Annotated in this window: 16 protein-coding genes and 1 pseudogene; 5 read left to right on the top strand and 12 right to left on the bottom strand. The window is 66.9% G+C overall.

The window, feature by feature from the left end; genetic code table 11:
• Positions 1-113 precede the first annotated feature (113 nt).
• Positions 114-833: an SDR family NAD(P)-dependent oxidoreductase gene (locus tag BLR29_RS23360; protein ID WP_092140372.1), complete on the top strand. Its 720-nt coding sequence runs from the start codon at positions 114-116 to the stop codon at positions 831-833.
• A gap of 160 nt (positions 834-993) precedes the next feature.
• Here BLR29_RS23360 and BLR29_RS23365 read toward each other — a convergent pair whose 3' ends face one another.
• Both BLR29_RS23365 and acpA read right to left on the bottom strand, forming a co-directional pair.
• Positions 994-2,427: an MFS transporter gene (locus BLR29_RS23365; RefSeq protein ID WP_255371407.1), complete on the bottom strand. Its 1,434-nt coding sequence runs from the start codon at positions 2,425-2,427 to the stop codon at positions 994-996.
• Positions 2,428-2,746: 319 nt separating this feature from the next.
• On the bottom strand, positions 2,747-4,873 hold the full coding sequence (gene acpA / locus BLR29_RS23370) for an acid phosphatase (protein WP_092140115.1): 2,127 nt from the start codon (positions 4,871-4,873) through the stop codon (positions 2,747-2,749).
• A gap of 238 nt (positions 4,874-5,111) precedes the next feature.
• Here acpA and BLR29_RS23375 point away from each other — a divergent pair, with 238 nt between their 5' ends.
• A complete protein-coding gene (locus BLR29_RS23375) occupies positions 5,112-6,527 on the top strand; it encodes a cytochrome-c peroxidase (protein WP_092140116.1) in 1,416 nt (471 codons plus the stop codon).
• A 132-nt stretch (positions 6,528-6,659) separates the two neighbouring features.
• Here the strand turns inward: BLR29_RS23375 and BLR29_RS23380 are convergent, their stop codons facing one another.
• On the bottom strand, positions 6,660-6,881 hold the full coding sequence (locus BLR29_RS23380) for a hypothetical protein (protein WP_092140119.1): 222 nt from the start codon (positions 6,879-6,881) through the stop codon (positions 6,660-6,662).
• Between the two features lie 391 nt (positions 6,882-7,272).
• Here BLR29_RS23380 and BLR29_RS32945 point away from each other — a divergent pair, with 391 nt between their 5' ends.
• Positions 7,273-7,398 (top strand): hypothetical protein, encoded by a 126-nt coding sequence (locus tag BLR29_RS32945; RefSeq protein ID WP_255371395.1) that lies wholly within the window; start codon positions 7,273-7,275, stop codon positions 7,396-7,398.
• Between the two features lie 4 nt (positions 7,399-7,402).
• Here BLR29_RS32945 and BLR29_RS23385 read toward each other — a convergent pair whose 3' ends face one another.
• The 4 genes and pseudogenes from BLR29_RS23385 to BLR29_RS33235 form a co-directional block, all read right to left on the bottom strand.
• Positions 7,403-8,002: a DUF1294 domain-containing protein gene (locus BLR29_RS23385; protein ID WP_092140120.1), complete on the bottom strand. Its 600-nt coding sequence runs from the start codon at positions 8,000-8,002 to the stop codon at positions 7,403-7,405.
• Positions 8,003-8,055: 53 nt separating this feature from the next.
• Complete coding sequence (locus BLR29_RS33225) at positions 8,056-8,331, bottom strand: cupin domain-containing protein (protein ID WP_369804695.1); 276 nt, start codon at positions 8,329-8,331, stop codon at positions 8,056-8,058.
• The gene (locus BLR29_RS33230; RefSeq protein ID WP_369804696.1) at positions 8,277-8,420 is read right to left on the bottom strand and encodes a hypothetical protein; all 144 of its coding nucleotides are present in this window, start codon (positions 8,418-8,420) and stop codon (positions 8,277-8,279) included. Before BLR29_RS33230 ends, BLR29_RS33225 begins: the two co-directional genes overlap by 55 nt.
• Before the next feature lie 13 nt (positions 8,421-8,433).
• Positions 8,434-8,664, bottom strand: a pseudogene (locus BLR29_RS33235) (helix-turn-helix domain-containing protein); the annotation flags it as partial.
• Between the two features lie 92 nt (positions 8,665-8,756).
• On the opposite strand from BLR29_RS33235, the gene kbl reads away from it, so the two are divergent.
• Together kbl and BLR29_RS23400 are read left to right on the top strand one after the other, a co-directional pair.
• Positions 8,757-9,959 carry a glycine C-acetyltransferase gene (kbl, locus tag BLR29_RS23395; protein ID WP_092140122.1) on the top strand — a complete coding sequence of 401 codons (1,203 nt, stop codon included), beginning with the start codon at positions 8,757-8,759 and terminating at the stop codon, positions 9,957-9,959.
• On the top strand, positions 9,956-10,924 hold the full coding sequence (locus BLR29_RS23400) for an NAD-dependent epimerase/dehydratase family protein (RefSeq protein WP_092140123.1): 969 nt from the start codon (positions 9,956-9,958) through the stop codon (positions 10,922-10,924). The genes kbl and BLR29_RS23400 overlap by 4 nt, the downstream gene beginning before the upstream one ends.
• A 133-nt stretch (positions 10,925-11,057) precedes the next feature.
• On the opposite strand, the gene BLR29_RS33240 is transcribed toward BLR29_RS23400, so the two are convergent.
• The 5 genes from BLR29_RS33240 to ccmD are packed head-to-tail and all read right to left on the bottom strand — an operon-like array spanning position 11,058 to position 15,630.
• The gene (locus BLR29_RS33240) at positions 11,058-12,428 is read right to left on the bottom strand and encodes a cytochrome c-type biogenesis protein CcmH (protein WP_369804692.1); all 1,371 of its coding nucleotides are present in this window, start codon (positions 12,426-12,428) and stop codon (positions 11,058-11,060) included.
• The gene (locus BLR29_RS23410; protein ID WP_092140124.1) at positions 12,421-12,960 is read right to left on the bottom strand and encodes a DsbE family thiol:disulfide interchange protein; all 540 of its coding nucleotides are present in this window, start codon (positions 12,958-12,960) and stop codon (positions 12,421-12,423) included. Before BLR29_RS23410 ends, BLR29_RS33240 begins: the two co-directional genes overlap by 8 nt.
• On the bottom strand, positions 12,957-15,020 hold the full coding sequence (locus BLR29_RS23415) for a heme lyase CcmF/NrfE family subunit (protein WP_092140125.1): 2,064 nt from the start codon (positions 15,018-15,020) through the stop codon (positions 12,957-12,959). The genes BLR29_RS23410 and BLR29_RS23415 overlap by 4 nt, the downstream gene beginning before the upstream one ends.
• Entirely contained in the window at positions 15,017-15,475 is a 459-nt protein-coding gene (ccmE, locus tag BLR29_RS23420; RefSeq protein ID WP_092140126.1) for a cytochrome c maturation protein CcmE, read from the bottom strand. The genes BLR29_RS23415 and ccmE overlap by 4 nt, the downstream gene beginning before the upstream one ends.
• Positions 15,472-15,630, bottom strand: a complete 159-nt coding sequence (gene ccmD / locus BLR29_RS23425; protein ID WP_092140127.1) for a heme exporter protein CcmD — start codon at positions 15,628-15,630, stop codon at positions 15,472-15,474. The genes ccmE and ccmD overlap by 4 nt, the downstream gene beginning before the upstream one ends.
• Positions 15,631-15,634: the final 4 nt, after the last annotated feature.

Raw genomic sequence — 15,634 nt, forward strand, 5'->3', positions numbered from 1 at the left:
GTGCCATACACAGATGGCGGATGCCATCGCTGTACAGTTGCCCGCATTGCAACAATTTTGCGAACCTTGGCGGCGGGTTCTATGGTGGATGGACGCATCCGATGGAGCTTGCCATGGAAACCGCTGCCGCCCCCCGTCATGTCGTCATCACCGGCGCCGCTGGCGCGCTGGGCCGCGCCGTGGCCAGCCGCTTTGCCGCAGAGGGCGCCCGGCTGGCGCTCATCGATCGCGACCTGCAACACCTGCAGAGCGTGTTTGCCCATCCCGAGCCCGATCACGGCGGCATGCTGCTCCACGCGGCGGATGTCACGTCCGATACCGCCATGGGGCCGGTGTCCTCGGCCATTCTCGATGCGTTTGGCACGGTGGACGTGCTGGTCCATGTTGCCGGCGGGTTTGAAATGGGCGAGCCGACGCATGCGCTGAGCCGCGAGTCATGGATGCGGATGATGGACCTGAACGCGTGGTCCTTCGTCGCCGTGACCGGCCATTTCATTCCGGCGATGGTGTTCCAGCGCAGCGGCAAAGTGGTGGCCGTGACCGCGCGCGGCGCCCTGGCCGGCGCGGCGGCGATGGGCGCGTACAGCGCGTCCAAGAGTGCGTTGCAGCGGCTGGTGGAGAGCCTCTCCCACGAGGTGCGCGGCGCGGGAATCAACGTCAACAGCATCGCCCCGGGGATTCTCGACACCCCCGCCAACCGGCAGGCGATGCCGTCTGCCGACCCCACGCGGTGGGTATCCACCGGCGTCGCCGCGCGCACCGTGGCGTTCCTCGCTTCCGACGCCGCGCAGGCCGTGCACGGGCAGCATCTGGTGCTGGACGGGTTGAGCTAGCGCTGGAAGATCTGGCTGTCGTCGTTACGCGCCCGCCGGCAGCTTGGCTATATCCGGCCATATAAAAATATGGAATGCCATAAATATCGGCCAGAAATGATGGAATAACATAAGCCGCAGTGCGGGTGATGCCGGTGTGGTATTTCGCCCCTGACGGCGGCTAGCGCCCGGAATCGCTGCCCAGCGGGGCCGCGATGTCCTCCAGCGGCCGCCGTTCCGCATCCACCCCGAACCGCAGCGCCAGCGCGCCCGCCACGATCACCAGCGCCGCGCCGATGCCGTAGCCCACCGCCACCGCGCCACGGCTGCCGGTCTCGATCAGCATCCCGAACAAGACTGGCGCGATAAAGCCGCCCGTCCCCGTCCCCACCGCGTAGAACACGGAAATGGCCATTGCCCGCATTTCAAGTGGAAAGACCTCGCTGGCCGTGAGATACGCGGAACTGGCTGCCGCCGACGCCAGGAAGAACACCGCCGACCAGCACAGCGCCTGGGACCGCGCATCGAGCCAGCCTTCCATGAACGCCCAGCCGGTTGCCGCCAGACCGATCCCCGACAGCACATAAGTCAGAGCAATCATCTTGCGTCGCCCGATCCGGTCGAACAGGGGCCCGAGGATCAGCGGCCCCAGCGCGTTGCCGATGGCAAAGGGGAAGATATAGAGCGCGACGCGCTCGTCCGGCACGCCCTGGAAGCGGGTCAGTACCAGCGCATAGGTGAAGAAGATCGCGTTGTAGAAGAAAGCCTGCGAGATCATCAGCGCGAACGTGACGATGCTGCGCGTGCGGTAGTGCCGCACCAGCAATCGGATGACTTCCCGCAGTGTGGGCACGGCCTTGCCGGCATAGGTCACCGTTGCGCGGGCGTCGACGGCCGGCAGGGCACCGCGCCGCGCCACGATTTCCGCCTCGATGCCGGCAATCACCTGTTCCGCTTCCGCATGGCGGCCGTGCGTGGCCAGCCAGCGCGGGCTCTCCGGCACATGGCGGCGGACGAGGACGATCGCCACCGCCAGCACCGCGCCGAGCGCGAAGCACCCGCGCCATCCCCATACCGGCCCGAGCACGCGCGGGTCGAGCAGCAACAGGCTGAGTCCGGCGCCCAGCGCCGCCCCCAGCCAGAAGCTGCCATTGATGGCGAGGTTCACGCGGCCGCGCACGCGAGCAGGAATCAGTTCGTCGATGGCCGAATTGATGGCCGCATATTCCCCGCCGATGCCCAGCCCGGTCACGAACCGGCACGCCGCAAAGAACGCGAAGCCCGGCGAGAACGCGGTGGCCAGCGTCGCCGCCATATAGACCATCAGCGTGGCGAGGAAGAGCTTCTTCCGGCCGAGCCGGTCGGCCATGCGCCCGAACACCAGCGCGCCGACCACCGCGCCCGCGATATAGAGCGACCCGGACCAGCCGATCTGCGCGGCCGTCAGCCCAAGCGTATCGGGCCGTTCCAGCACCGCGCCCACCGATCCGACGAGCGTCACCTCCAGTCCGTCCAGCACCCAGGCGATGCCCAGCGCGATGGCCACGCGCCAGTGCCATGCGGACCAGGGCAGGCGGTCGAGGCGGGCGGGGATGTCGGATTGCCAGCCGGTGATAGGGGTCTCCTGTCGTTTGCCGTCGTTTGCCGTCGCATGCGGGATGTCGCGCACGAACTTGTCGTCGCGGGCCATGAGCACGGGATCGTCGCTCCGCCCAGTATAGGCAACGCCAGATGGGCGAATCCGGGAGATCCGGCGCGCAAGGGGGCGCGGGAGGGGGCGCGGGAGCGCGCGCAAGTCCGCGCGCCGGCAACTGAAATCCTCAATCACAAAAAGGGGGCGGCCCCTTTCGGTGCCGCCCCCTTGTCTTTGCCCCGGACTTTGTCCCGGACAGGAGCCCGAGGCATTTCCCGGCTGCGGCGGAAAGCCCGAACGCTTACTTCGACGCCGTGAACGTCAGCGCGTTGGACAGGTCGCCCATCGCCGGCTTGCCGTTGGCAATCAGCGACTGGTCACGCAGCTTCAGGCCCGGCAACGTCGGCAGCGCAAAACGGTGCGTGATGAAGCGCAGCACCGACGCCGTGTCGTATTGCGTATGGTCGACGAAGCCCTTCCTGGCGAAAGGCGAGATCACGATGGCCGGAATCCGCGTGCCCGGGCCCCAGAGGTCGGCCTTCGGCACTTCGGCGTGATCGTAAAAGCCGCCGTTTTCGTCATAGGTCACCACGACCAGCATGTTGTTCCACTGCGGGCTGGCTTGCAGCTTCTTGATGACGTCGGCGATATGCGCATCGCCATCAGCCACGTTCGCGTAGCCCGCGTGCTGGTTCAGGTTGCCCTGTGGCTTGTAGAACGTCACGGCCGGCAGCTTGCCCGCGGCGGCATCCGTCAGGAAATCGGCATCGAAGTCCTTCAGGTGGCTCGCGCGGTAGTCGGCGTGGTCGACCGGGCTGAAGGCCGAATAGAAGTTGAACGGCTGGTGGTGCGTCTGGAAGTTCGGCACGGCCTGGCCATTGTTGATCAGCGTGCGGTCGGCGGAAACGGCCTTCCACGCGCCCGAGTACCAGGCCCAGGTGATGCCGCGCTGGTCCAGCAGCGTCGCGATGGTGTCCTGCGATTGCGCCGGCAGCGTGTTGGCCTTGGTCGGGTCCGCCAGCAGCTTGGTGCTGTCGGTCGACGCCGGCGCGTTGCCGCTCGGCTGATAGGCCGGCTGCATCGTGTTCACGGCGTAGTAGACGCCCGTGCTGTCCTTGGCCGTCAGCGTGCTGTCGTTGACATACTGGGCCGTGCCGGTCTGGATGCTGGTCGGGCTGGTCGGCTTGATGGACAGGCCCGTGAAGTTGCCCTTGGCGTCGACGTCGATGGCCGAGATCGAACCCTTGGCCACCGAATTCTCGGCATCCGGATAGATCGGGGCGCAGGCGCAGACCAGGTATTGGTGGTTCAGGAACGAGCCGCCGAACGCGCCCATGAAGAAGTTGTCGGCCAGTGTGTATTGCTGGGCGAGCTTCCACATTGCCATGCCGCTGCCGTCGTAGTAGCCCATCACGAGGCCGCCGGCATCGGAGTACGCGGTGAACTTGTCGTTCTTGCCGCCGTTGATCTGCATCTGGTTGTTGTAGAAGCGGTGCACCAGGTCACGCGTGACCACGTTCTGGCCCACTACCACGCCCGTGCCGTTCACGCCGGCCGGATCGTCGATGCGGAACGGTTTGTTGGCCCAGCCCACCGTGCTGGCTTGCGGCAGCTGGACCGCCTGGCCCGCCGCCGTGAGGCCGCCCCAGGTCGGCGGCAGGGTGGCCAGCGCGGAGCCGTCGAAGTCCTTCTGGGCTTCCACCGTGCCCTTGGCGTCCGGGTTCACGCCCGGAATGCCGTTGGCGCCCGGGTACAGGCCGTAGAGGTTGTCGAAGCCGCGGTTTTCGGCGTAGATCACCACCACGGTCTTGATGGCGTTCAGCGCCAGGCGCTTGGTCACGCCGTCACGGATGGCCGCGCCGATATCGCCGCCAGCCGCCACGGCATCGGCGATCAGGTCGATGGCCTGCTCGATCTCGGCCTGCAGGGCAGCCTTGACCTTGGCATCCGTTTCCTTGTTGTGGTCTTGCAGGAGCTTGTCCGCGGCCACGCCCAGGCGGTTGGCCAGCTGGCTGCGCGCGTCATCCATGTTGCCGCCGTTGGCATCCATCAGGGCGGTCAGTTCGGTGGAGATGGCGCTGATCACGACGTTGGCGCCGGCCGGCGCGCGGAACACCAGCTTGCGCGACACGGCGGCATGGCCGCCACTGTCGTCGTTGCGGAAGGCATCCGTGCCGATTTCCGCCACCACGGCGCCCAGGCCGTTCAGCGTGAACGCGCCCTTGGCATCAGTGAAGGCGGACGTTTCGCTGCTGTCGCACTTGGCGTTGTTGTTGGCGTCGATGCAGACCTTGGCATGCTCGAAGTAGCTGCCGGTGACGACGCCGGAAGTCGTGGCGGCGGTGCTGCCGGAATCGCTGCCGCCGCAAGCGGACAGGCATGCGGCGGCGATTGCGGCCAGTGGCCACAGACGGGGGAGACGGCTCATAGCTTTCCTCTTTCTTATGTGTGGGAGGTACTGCGGCACTTCAAAAAAAGCGTGGGTGCTTCTGGGTGCGCCGCGAGTTTGAGCCGGGTGTGTGTCAGATTGATGATGCTCGACGCTTCACTTGGCGATCATCGAGACGGGGCGGAGCGTGGCGTTTTCGTGACTGACATGCGGCTGTCATCCGCGAGGAATAGCCTCCTGCGCCATCCCGTCGTCATTCCACCGTCATCGTTCCGTCATGCTGCTGCCGCCGTTGTTGCTGAATGCCTCGCTCCCCTCGCTGACCGTCTGGGTGCGGATCGCCGGCAGCCTGTTGATGACCGTGCTGGCCTGCCTGATGACCGGCTGCGGCAGGCAGGAGACGGCCGCGCAGGCCCCGGCGCCAGTGGTGGCGATGGCTTCGGCCCCGGCAGCGAGCGCAAGCCCGGCTCCCGGTTCGAGCCCGGCTGCGAGTGCCAGTGCAGCCAGCGCGGCCAGTGCGGTCAAGGCGGCGGCCCCCAAGCCGTTCTACGCGATGATGGCCGAGCGGCGGCCCAACATTCCGGCGCTGACGGCGCTGGGCCGCGCGCTGTTCTTCGACGCATCGCTGTCGGCGTCCGGCAAGCAGTCCTGCGCCAGTTGCCACAGTCCGGATCACGCCTACGGCCCGCCCAACAACCTGTCCGTCCAGCTTGGCGGGCCGGACATGACGCGCACGGGCGTGCGTGCCGCGCCTTCGCTGCGCTATGTGCAAAACGTGCCGCCCTACACGGACCACTATCACGAGGACGACGGCGACGACTCGGAAGACCAGGGGCCGACGGGCGGCCACAACTGGGACGGCCGCGCCAACAGCACGCACGACCAGGCGCGCATCCCGTTGCTGTCGGCCCATGAAATGGCCAACGGCGAACCGATCGTGGTGGTGGAGAAGATCCGCAAGGGCCCGCACGCGGAGACGTTTCGCAAGGTGCTCGGCCAGGATGTGCTGGACGATGACGACACCGCGTTCAATGCGGTGCTGATGGCCCTGGAGGTGTTTCAGGAGGTGCCGTCGGAGTTCTATCCCTACACCAGCAAATACGATGCGGTGCTGCGCGGCCAGGCAAAGCTGTCGCCGCAGGAACTGCGCGGCTTGCGCGTCTTCAATGATCCGAACAAGGGCAACTGCGCCGCGTGCCATCCCGGCGATATTCGCGAGGGCGCCTTCCCGGCGTTCTCGGATTTCGGCTTTATCGCGGTCGGCGTGCCGCGCAATCGCAAGCTCGCCGGCAATGCCGACCCACGGTTTTATGACATGGGCCTGTGCGGCCCGGACCGGACCGACCTGAAGGATCGCGGCGACTACTGCGGCCTGTTCCGCACGCCGTCGCTACGCAACGTGGCGCTGCGGCAGGCGTTCTTCCACAACGGGGTGTTCCACTCGCTGGACGAGGTGCTGCATTTCTATGCGGAACGGGACGTACGGCCGGGCAAGTGGTATCCGCGCGGCAAGGATGGCAAGGTCAGGAAGTACGATGACTTGCCGCCGCAGTATCACGACAACATCAACACCGAAGCGCCGTTCGGCGGCAAGCCCGGCGACAAACCGCTCATGACCGAAGGCGAGATGCGCGACGTCGTCGCGTTTCTCAAGACGCTGACAGATGGTTTTCAGGCGCCCGCCGCGCATTGACACCGGCTGCGCGCGACCGATGCACGGCGCCGCTCAGGCAATGCCCGTCGTGATCACGCGGGCATGGCGAGCGGGCATCGTGGGTGGATGAAAGCGGAACGTCAGGGAGACGTTTGAAGACGTCTGACGAGATCAGCACGTTCGCCCGACTGCCTTCAGCATCGAGCGGCCGTGCGGCGTGATTTGGGGGCAGGGACGTCGTCCCTGTTCGGATTCCAGGCTGACGAGTTGTCGGGCGATCAAGGCGTCCAGGTCGACAGGATCGATTTCGCGAGTGTCCGCGGTGGTATCGGAGCGGGTATGCGGGCCATTGCCGATCAGCATCAGCGTGGCCAGTTCGTGTGGGCTCAGCACGGTGTTCTCCTTGGCGAGAGGGGAGCGGTTGCTGGGGACTCGGGGACGCTTGGCAGTGCATCCTCCAACGGGGAGTGTGAACTATCGGCGGGCGAGATTCACGCTGCAGTGCATCGTGATGGCCTCGTCATTGTCGGCAGTCTTGGGTTTGACGAGCCCACCCGGGGCGGGTTCCATCCGATACAAAATCGATACACGCCTGCGATGCAGAGCCCGCCAGATCACGGCGGATTCCGGCCAACATTCGCCGTGTCACATCCGCGTCATGCGCCCGCCCCGTGGTTCTGCAAGGAGCGCGGCCGGGCCGCTTCGAGATACATCCCCGAATTCAGCGTATGGAATGACCGCCTGCCGGGCTGAATCACGTTGTGATAGTTCGAATCACGTTGTGATGGTTCGCATCCTGAACACGTTGAAGGCGCGCGATGCGGAACAGATGGCGGCGCTGCTGGAAAAACTCATCCTTGAGATCAGACGCAAGCTGCCGGCCAGAGCGCGATTGAAGGAATCGGACTGAGCCCTCAGGGCAGAGGCGAGCCGAGCAGCTTCCAGAGTACGAGCGCGCCGACGTTGAGCGCAACGGTCGCCCGGAACACGGTCTGGAATTCGCGCTTGCGGTTCTTGTGGCGCAGGACCTGCTGGGCGATCAGCGCGCCCGGCCAGCCACCGAATAGCGCCAGCATATGCAGGTTGGCTTCCGGCACGCGCCGCGCGTTGCGGCCGGCGCGCTGCTTGTCGTCAAAGTAGGTGATGAACGCCACCACGCTCAGAATCCCCCAGACGATGGCAACGGCCTTCGGCACGAACCCGGCCAACGCTGCCAGCCCCACGGCGGCGAGCGCCGCGAAGGCCAGCCACACGGCACCGGAACCGGAGTTCCCCGGCTGCCGCGCTCCGGCACTTTGCCTCGGTGCGCCCAGTATCGACACCTGGACCGCCTGAGGACGGCCATCCTTGCCCCGGGCGAGTTCGAACATGATGCGGTCACCGGGCTTCGGCTGCACCGACCGGTTCTGGAGCGCCGTGACGTGGAAGAAGATGTCCTTCAGGTCGGCATGGACATCGATGAAGCCATAGCCCTTCTCGGCATTCCAGGACTTGACCCGGCCCGCTTTTCTCATTGTCTTGTCTGTGTGATGTCAACGGCCCCGAGTGTAAGGGATGCCAACGTCCCTCAGCCCGGATGCACCACCACCAGCAATGCGGTGGCCGCGGTCTTGCCCGGATTGCCGATTGCATGGGCGACGTCCGCGCCATAGCGCGCGGTTTCGCCGTGCCTGAGCTTCTTTTCCTCGTTGCCGGCCCGCACGGTCATGGACCCGGAGAGCACCGACAGGTGCTCCTGCGTGCCCGTCTCATGCGGCTCGGAGGCCAGTACGCCGCCGGCCTGGATCGTCAGCTCATACCATTCGAATCGTCCCGCGAGGTCGATCGGGCCCAGGATGCGCAGTTCGCAGCGCGTATCCGGACTCTTGAGCGCGGGAATCGCATGCGGTTGCACCACGGCGATGGCCGGCGCCGGCGGAGTGGCCGCGCCATTGGCCAGGAAGTCCGTCAGGCTGACGCCCAGCGCGTTTGCCAGGCGCCACAGCACCGCCACGGTGGGGTTGGCCAGGTTCCGCTCGATCTGCGAGAGCATAGACTTGGAGACACCGGCGCGGCGCGACAGGTCGTCCAGCGACAGTTGCTGGCTCTGGCGCAGCGCCTGCAAGGCGCTGCCCACGGCGGGCGGCCCGTCAGGGCTTGCCGGCGGTTTGGCGGAGGAGGGTTGCGTCATCGTCATCTGTTCGTTATAGTGCACGAACTGTTCGTTATATGGAACGCGTTCGATTTATCGATCGAGCGATCCGAGACACTACCACCGGGAGTCTGGCCATGTCGAGTGCCGAGGCCTTCTATGCATCCATCCGCGCGGAACTGGATTCGATCCGCGAGGCGGGCCTGTACAAGCGCGAGCGCATCATCGCCACGCCGCAAGGCGCGGTGATCCGTACCGCCGATGGCCGCGAGGTCATCAACCTGTGCGCGAACAACTACCTGGGGCTGTCCTCGCACCCCAAGGTCATCGAGGCCGCCCACGAGGCGCTGCGCACGCACGGCTTTGGCCTGTCCTCCGTGCGGTTCATCTGTGGCACGCAGGATCTGCACAAGACGCTGGAGGCGCGGCTGTCGCGCTTCCTCGGGACCGAGGACACCATCCTCTATGGTTCCGCGTTCGATGCCAACGGCGGCCTGTTCGAGACCTTGCTCGGCCCGGACGATGCCGTGATCAGCGACGAACTGAACCACGCGTCGATCATCGACGGCATCCGGCTGTCCAAGGCGCGCCGCTATCGCTACAAGCACAACGACCTCGACGACCTGCGCGCCCAGCTGCAACGCGCGGATGCCGAGGGCGCCCGCTTCAAGCTGGTTTTCAGCGACGGCGTGTTCTCGATGGACGGCACCGTGGCGCGGCTCGACGAGATCCGCGAGATCTGCGACGCGCATGGCGCGCTGCTCGGGATCGACGAATGCCATGCCACCGGCTTCATGGGCAAGCGCGGACGCGGCACGCACGAGGCACGTGGCCTGTTCGGCAAGATCGACATCATCACCGGCACGCTCGGCAAGGCGCTGGGTGGCGCATCGGGCGGTTTCACCTCGGGCCGCAAGGAGGTGATCGACCTGCTGCGCCAGCGCTCGCGCCCGTACCTGTTCTCCAATACCGTGGCTCCCGCGATCGTCGGCGCGAGCATCGCGGTGCTGGATCTTCTCGAAGGCAGCACCGAATTGCGCGACAGGCTCGAGCGCAATACCGCATTCTTCCGCGCGGGCATCGCCGCGCTGGGCTTCGACATCAAGCCGGGCGATCACCCGATTGTCCCGATCATGGTCTACGACGCGGAACCTGCGCAGAAGCTGGCCGAGCGCCTGCTGGAACTGGGTGTCTATGTAGTAGGCTTCTTCTATCCGGTGGTGCCCAAGGGGCAGGCCCGCATCCGCGTGCAGATGAGCGCGGTCCACGATGAAATCACGCTGCAGCGCGCGCTGGATGCCTTTGCGCAGGCCGGACGGGAACTGGGACTGATCCGATGACTGAAGCAAGCCACACCCCCGGCACCGGCAACGTCCCCAAGATCCTGATCATCGGCGCCAACGGGCAGCTGGGCTCCGAACTGGCGCTGGCGCTGGCCGAGCGCTATGGCCGCACCCAGGTCGTGACCTCCGACGTGGTGCCTACCGGCCGCCATGTGCATATCGCCCACGAGATGGTCAACGTGACCGATCGGGGCGAACTGACCACGGTGGTGGAGCGGCACGGCATCACGCAGATCTACCTGCTGGCGGCCGCGCTGTCCGCCACCGGCGAGAAAGCGCCGCAATGGGCGTGGAACCTGAACATGACGGGGCTGCTGAACGTGCTGGAACTGGCGCGTCACCACGCCATCGAGCGCGTGTTCTGGCCGAGCTCGATTGCCGCCTTCGGCCCGACGACGCCCGCCGTGGACACGCCGCAGAAGACCATCATGGAGCCGACCACGGTCTACGGTATCTCGAAGCAGGCTGGCGAGGGCTGGTGTCGCTGGTACTTCGAGAATCACGGCGTGGACGTGCGCAGCGTGCGCTATCCGGGCCTGATCTCGCACAAGACGCCCCCCGGCGGCGGCACCACGGATTACGCAGTCGACATCTTCCATCACGCGGTCAGGGGCGAGCCCTACACCTGTTTCCTGGAGCCCGACGAGCGCCTGCCGATGATGTATATGCCGGACGCCATCCGCGCCACGCTGGAGCTGATGGAAGCGCCGGCCGACCATGTGCGGGAGCGGGGCAGCTACAACCTCGCCGCCATGAGCTTCACGCCGGCGGAGATCGCGGCGGCCATTCGCCAGCGCGAGCCGGGCTTCGAGATCCGCTACGCGCCTGACTACCGCCAGGCAATCGCCCGAGGCTGGCCCGATTCGATCGACGACACGGCCGCGCGCAGCGACTGGGGCTGGCAGCCTCGGTATGGTCTGGCTGAAATGGTCGATGACATGCTGAAGAATTTGAGAGCCTGAGGCCGAGAGGTTGTTTCAAAATGAAGCGAAGCGGTCCTGGCTAGGCGTGCGGCCGCAGACAGTACAAGTGGTACGGCAAGGCCGCGCAACGACGCCAGGATCTTTTTGAAGCAACCTCTCAGTCGGGGCGCCGTTATTGCGGCCTGGGCAAGCCGGGGCCATCCGGCGAAGGTTGCGCCACCGCCTGGGCGTCGGATTGCGGCGCGGGTTGTGGCGCTGACCGTGCCGCCGATTGGTTCGCCGATTGGTTCGCTGATTGGCTCCCTGATTGACTCACTGATTGACTCACTGGCTGAGTCCCCGGCCGCTTCGCTGGACCGGTCACGGCCTGCGCGGACGTCGGTTGACCTGCCGACTCCATTGCTGACTGCGCCGCCGCCAGGTTCGCCGCCACGCGCATGGCGGTCAGGGAGTCCGATGGCAACAGGCGATACAGATGCTCCCAGTATCGGATGGCTTCCTTTAGATCTCCGCGTTCCGCGGCGGCGCTGCCCGCCAGTGCCAGCGCCTTTGGCTCATCGGGATCGAGGGCCAGCGCTTGCCGGATCTGCTCCAGCGGCGCGCCTTCGAGCGAGCCGCCGCTCGCGCTGGCCAACGCATCCGCATAGTCGGCGCGCAGTGCCGCCGCATCGGGAACCAGGGCGACGGCCTTCGCGTACGCCGCCGCGGCGTCATCGAAGCGCTCCAGCGCACCATACGATCGCGCGAGCATGTACCACCCATCGGGATCATCGGGCGCCTTGCGCAGGCGCATGGCGAGTCGCGAGACCATCGCTTCGATCTGCGCCTGCTGGACACTGTGGTCGCCATCGCCGCTGATGGGGAACGATGCCGACTGCATCGGGATGGCGGCCATCAGCGCCCGGGGATTGCCGAGATGGAAGTAGAGAAAAGCCGCCGCCACGGGCAGCGTAACCAGCGCGGCAGCCACGGCCCATCGCGAGCGCGGCGGGCGAGCATGGGGCCGCGACGCAGATGCGGGGAGGGGTGCGAGTTGAGGCGCGGCTTGAGGCGCGGCTTGAGGCGCGGATTGCGACCCCGATTGCGACGCCGCTTGGGACCCGGATTTCGACTCGGAGTGCGCCCCCGATGGCGACGCCCCCGGCGGCGCGTGGCCGCGTCGCCGCCGACGCCGCACGATCACCACGCTGGTGCCGATCAGCAGCACCAGCGGCCCGAACCACAGCAGCCAAGTCTGCGGCCGCACCGGCGGCTTGTACAGCACGAAATCGCCATAGCGCTGCACCAGGTAGTCCTTGACGGCTTCCTCGCTCGTCCCCTGCCGCAACTGCTCGCGGATTTGCCCGCGCAGATCGACGGCCAGGTCCGCATCGGAATCCGCCAGCGTCTGGTTCTGGCAGACCAGGCAGCGGAGCTGCGCCGCCAGCGCGTGGACGCGCGCATCGAGGGCCGGGTCCGGATCGGCCGCCAGCACGGCGCCCGCCGCAAGGATCGCGACCCATGCCGCCGCAACACACCGGACCACGCGCCACATCCTATGCATGGCCTGGCTCCTGCTCCAGCTGCCGCAGCAGCGGCAGGATCTTGCGTTCCAGGATGTCCGGCGTGACCGGCCCCACTTGCCGGTAGCGCACCACGCCAGCGCGGTCGATCACATAGGTCTCCGGCACCCCGTACACGCCAAAGTCGATCCCGACCTTGCCGTCAGCATCGACCAGCGACGCCACATAGGGGTTCCCCAGGCGGCGCAGCCAGTCGCGGGCGGCAGCCGGCTGGTCCTTGTAGTTCAGGCCGTAGATCGGCACCGGCGACCGCGTTGCGAAGTCGACCAGCACCGGGTGCTCGGTCCGGCAAGCCGTGCACCAGGACGCCCAGACGTTCAGCAGCCAGATCTTTCCTTTCAGATCCGCGGCCGACATGGTGCCCTCCGGCGACATCAGCACCGGTAGCTGGAAGGCCGGCGCGGGCTTGCCGACGAGCGCGGACGGCAGTTCGTGCGGATCATGGCGCAGCCCGGCGGCGAGTGTTACCGCCAGGGCCACGAAGACCGCGAGCGGAACCAGGAATCTCGTCATGCCAGCGGCTCCTTGCGTACGGCCAGCGGCAGGGCCGGCGCCACATCACCGGCCGCATCATTCGCCAGATCGTCCGCCACACCGCCGGAACCATCTCCGGGCGCCGGCAGCGTTTCCCGCGAATGGACGCGCCGCCGGTATCGCCGGTCGCAGATGGCCACCAGTCCGCCCAGCGCCATGAGCACGCATCCGCCCCAGATCCATCCCACGAACGGCTTGACATGCAGCCGCACGGCCCAGCGCCCGTCCTCCACGGAATCGCCGATGGCGACATAGAGATCGCGGGTAAAGCCGTTGTCGATCGCGGCTTCCGTCGTGGGCATGTCCTGGCTGCGATAGATGCGTCGCTCCGGCATCAGCGTGGCCACCACGCGTCCATCCTGGCTCGCGGTGATGATCGCGCGGAACGCCGCATAGTTGGGCCCCTGCACCGGGATCACGCGGTCCAGCCGGAACGAATAGCCACCGACGCTGGCCACGTCCTGCGTGCGCATCGGCAGCTCGCGCAGGCTCTCCTGGCTATTGACCAGCGTCACGCCAGCGATGAACACGCCTACGCCCAGATGGGCCAGCAACATCCCGTAGTAGCCAGCCGGCAACTGGCGCAGGCCATGCATCCGCCGACCGAGCGAACCATGCGGACGCAGGCGGCCAGCAAGGCTGGTTAGCACGCCGGCCGCGCACCACGTTGCCAGCAGCAGGCCCAGCCCGGTGAGCGCCGAGCTATTGCGCAGAATCAGAAGCAGCAGGATCGCGATCGACAGGCTGGCGATACCCGCCCAGCGCAGCCGTGCCGCCAGTGCCGGCAGCGAGGCATGGCGCCAGCGCGCCAGCGGCGCCGCGCCCATCAGCAATACGGCGGGCGCCATCAGCGGCACGAAGACCTCCTCGAAGTAGGCCGGGCCGACCGAGATCTTGCCGAGCCCGAGCACATCCAGCAGGAGCGGATAGAGCGTGCCGAGCAGCACCGTGGCGGCGGCGACGGCCAGCAGCACGTTGTTGGCCAGCAGGAACGACTCGCGCGAAATCCCCGCAAAGGCCACGCGCACCGACAGCCGTGGCGCCCGCCATGCGTAGAGCGCGAGCGCACCGCCGGTGACGAGGCCGAGCAGGGTCAGGATGAAAATGCCGCGCCGTGGATCGACCGCGAAGGTGTGGACCGACGTCAGCACGCCCGAGCGGACCAGGAACGTGCCCAGCAGGCTTAGCGAGAAGGTGAAGATGGCCAGCAACGCCGTCCACGCGCGGAAGGCGCCGCGCTTCTCCGTCACCGCCAGCGAATGCATCAGCGCCGTGCCCGCCAGCCATGGCATCAGGGACGCGTTCTCGACGGGGTCCCAGAACCACCAGCCGCCCCAGCCGAGTTCGTAATAGGCCCACGCACTGCCCAGCAGGATGCCGACGGTCAGGAAGCTCCACGCCAGTGTGGTCCACGGCCGCGACCAGCGCGCCCAGCTTGCGTCGAGCCGTCCGCCCAGCAACGCCGCCACGGCGAACGCGAAGACCACGGCAAAGCCCACGTATCCCATATACAGCTGCGGCGGGTGAAAGACCATGCCGGGGTCCTGCAGCAGGGGATTCAGGTCGCGCCCCTCCATGGCCGGCGGCAGCAGGCGGATGAACGGATTCGACGCAAACAGCAGGAAGAGCAGGAAGCCCACGCTGATCGCACCCAGCACGCCGATGACACGCGCCGCCATTTCGACGGGCAAGGCGCGGCTGAAGCGCGCCACCGCCAGCGTCCAGAGCGCCAGCATCAGCGTCCAAAGCAGCATCGATCCCTCGTGCGCCCCCCACACCGCGGCCGCGCGATAGGCCAGCGGCAACGCCGTGTTGGAGTTGGCCGCCACATAGCGCACGCTGAAGTCGTTGTCGACAAAGGCCCACGTCAGGGCGCCATACGCCGTCAGGACCAGCGCCGCCTGCGCACAGGCGGCCGGGCGGGCCACGGCCATCAGCGTGCCGTCGCCGCGCGCGGCGCCCGTAATCGGCAGCAGCGTTTGCATGACGGCCACGAACAGGGCCAGGATCAGTGCGAAGTGGCCGATTTCTACGATCATCGCGAGGGAGCCTCCGCCATGCGTTGATTGACCTGTGCCGCCTGCTTCAGCGCATCGGCAGCTTCCGGCGGCATGTAGTTTTCATCGTGCTTCGCCAGCACTTCGCTGGCATGGAAGACGCCGTCGGCCTGCAGCTGGCCACGGGCCACTACGCCCTTGCCCTCGCGGAACAGGTCGGGCAACAACCCGCGATAGACCACCGGTACCTCACGCGCGGTGTCCGTCACGATAAAGCGGATGGTCATGCCATCGCCCTCGCGCCGTATGGAACCGGGCGCCACCAGGCCACCGAGCCGGAAGCTGCGCGCGGTGGGGGCTTCGTTGGCGACGACCTGCGTCGGGCTGAAAAAGAACACCAGGTTGCCGCGAAATGCATTCAACACCAGCGCGGTAGCTACGCCGCCGCACACCAGCGCGGCCATCAGGATCGCGAGTCGACGTTGCCGGGTCGTCATCGGGGGATGTCATCCCGTGGTGCCGCCAGTTGCCGCGCGGCCCGCGCGCGCCGGGCCAGCAGTGCCAGTTCGATGCCGAGCGCGGCAAACGCCACCACAAATGCGCCGGCCACGTAGCCGGCGTGTCCGGAAAGCAGGAAGTGCATGCTGTCCATGATC

The organism is Cupriavidus sp. YR651, from assembly GCF_900101625.1.
In the GTDB taxonomy this organism is placed as follows: Bacteria; Pseudomonadota; Gammaproteobacteria; order Burkholderiales; family Burkholderiaceae; genus Cupriavidus.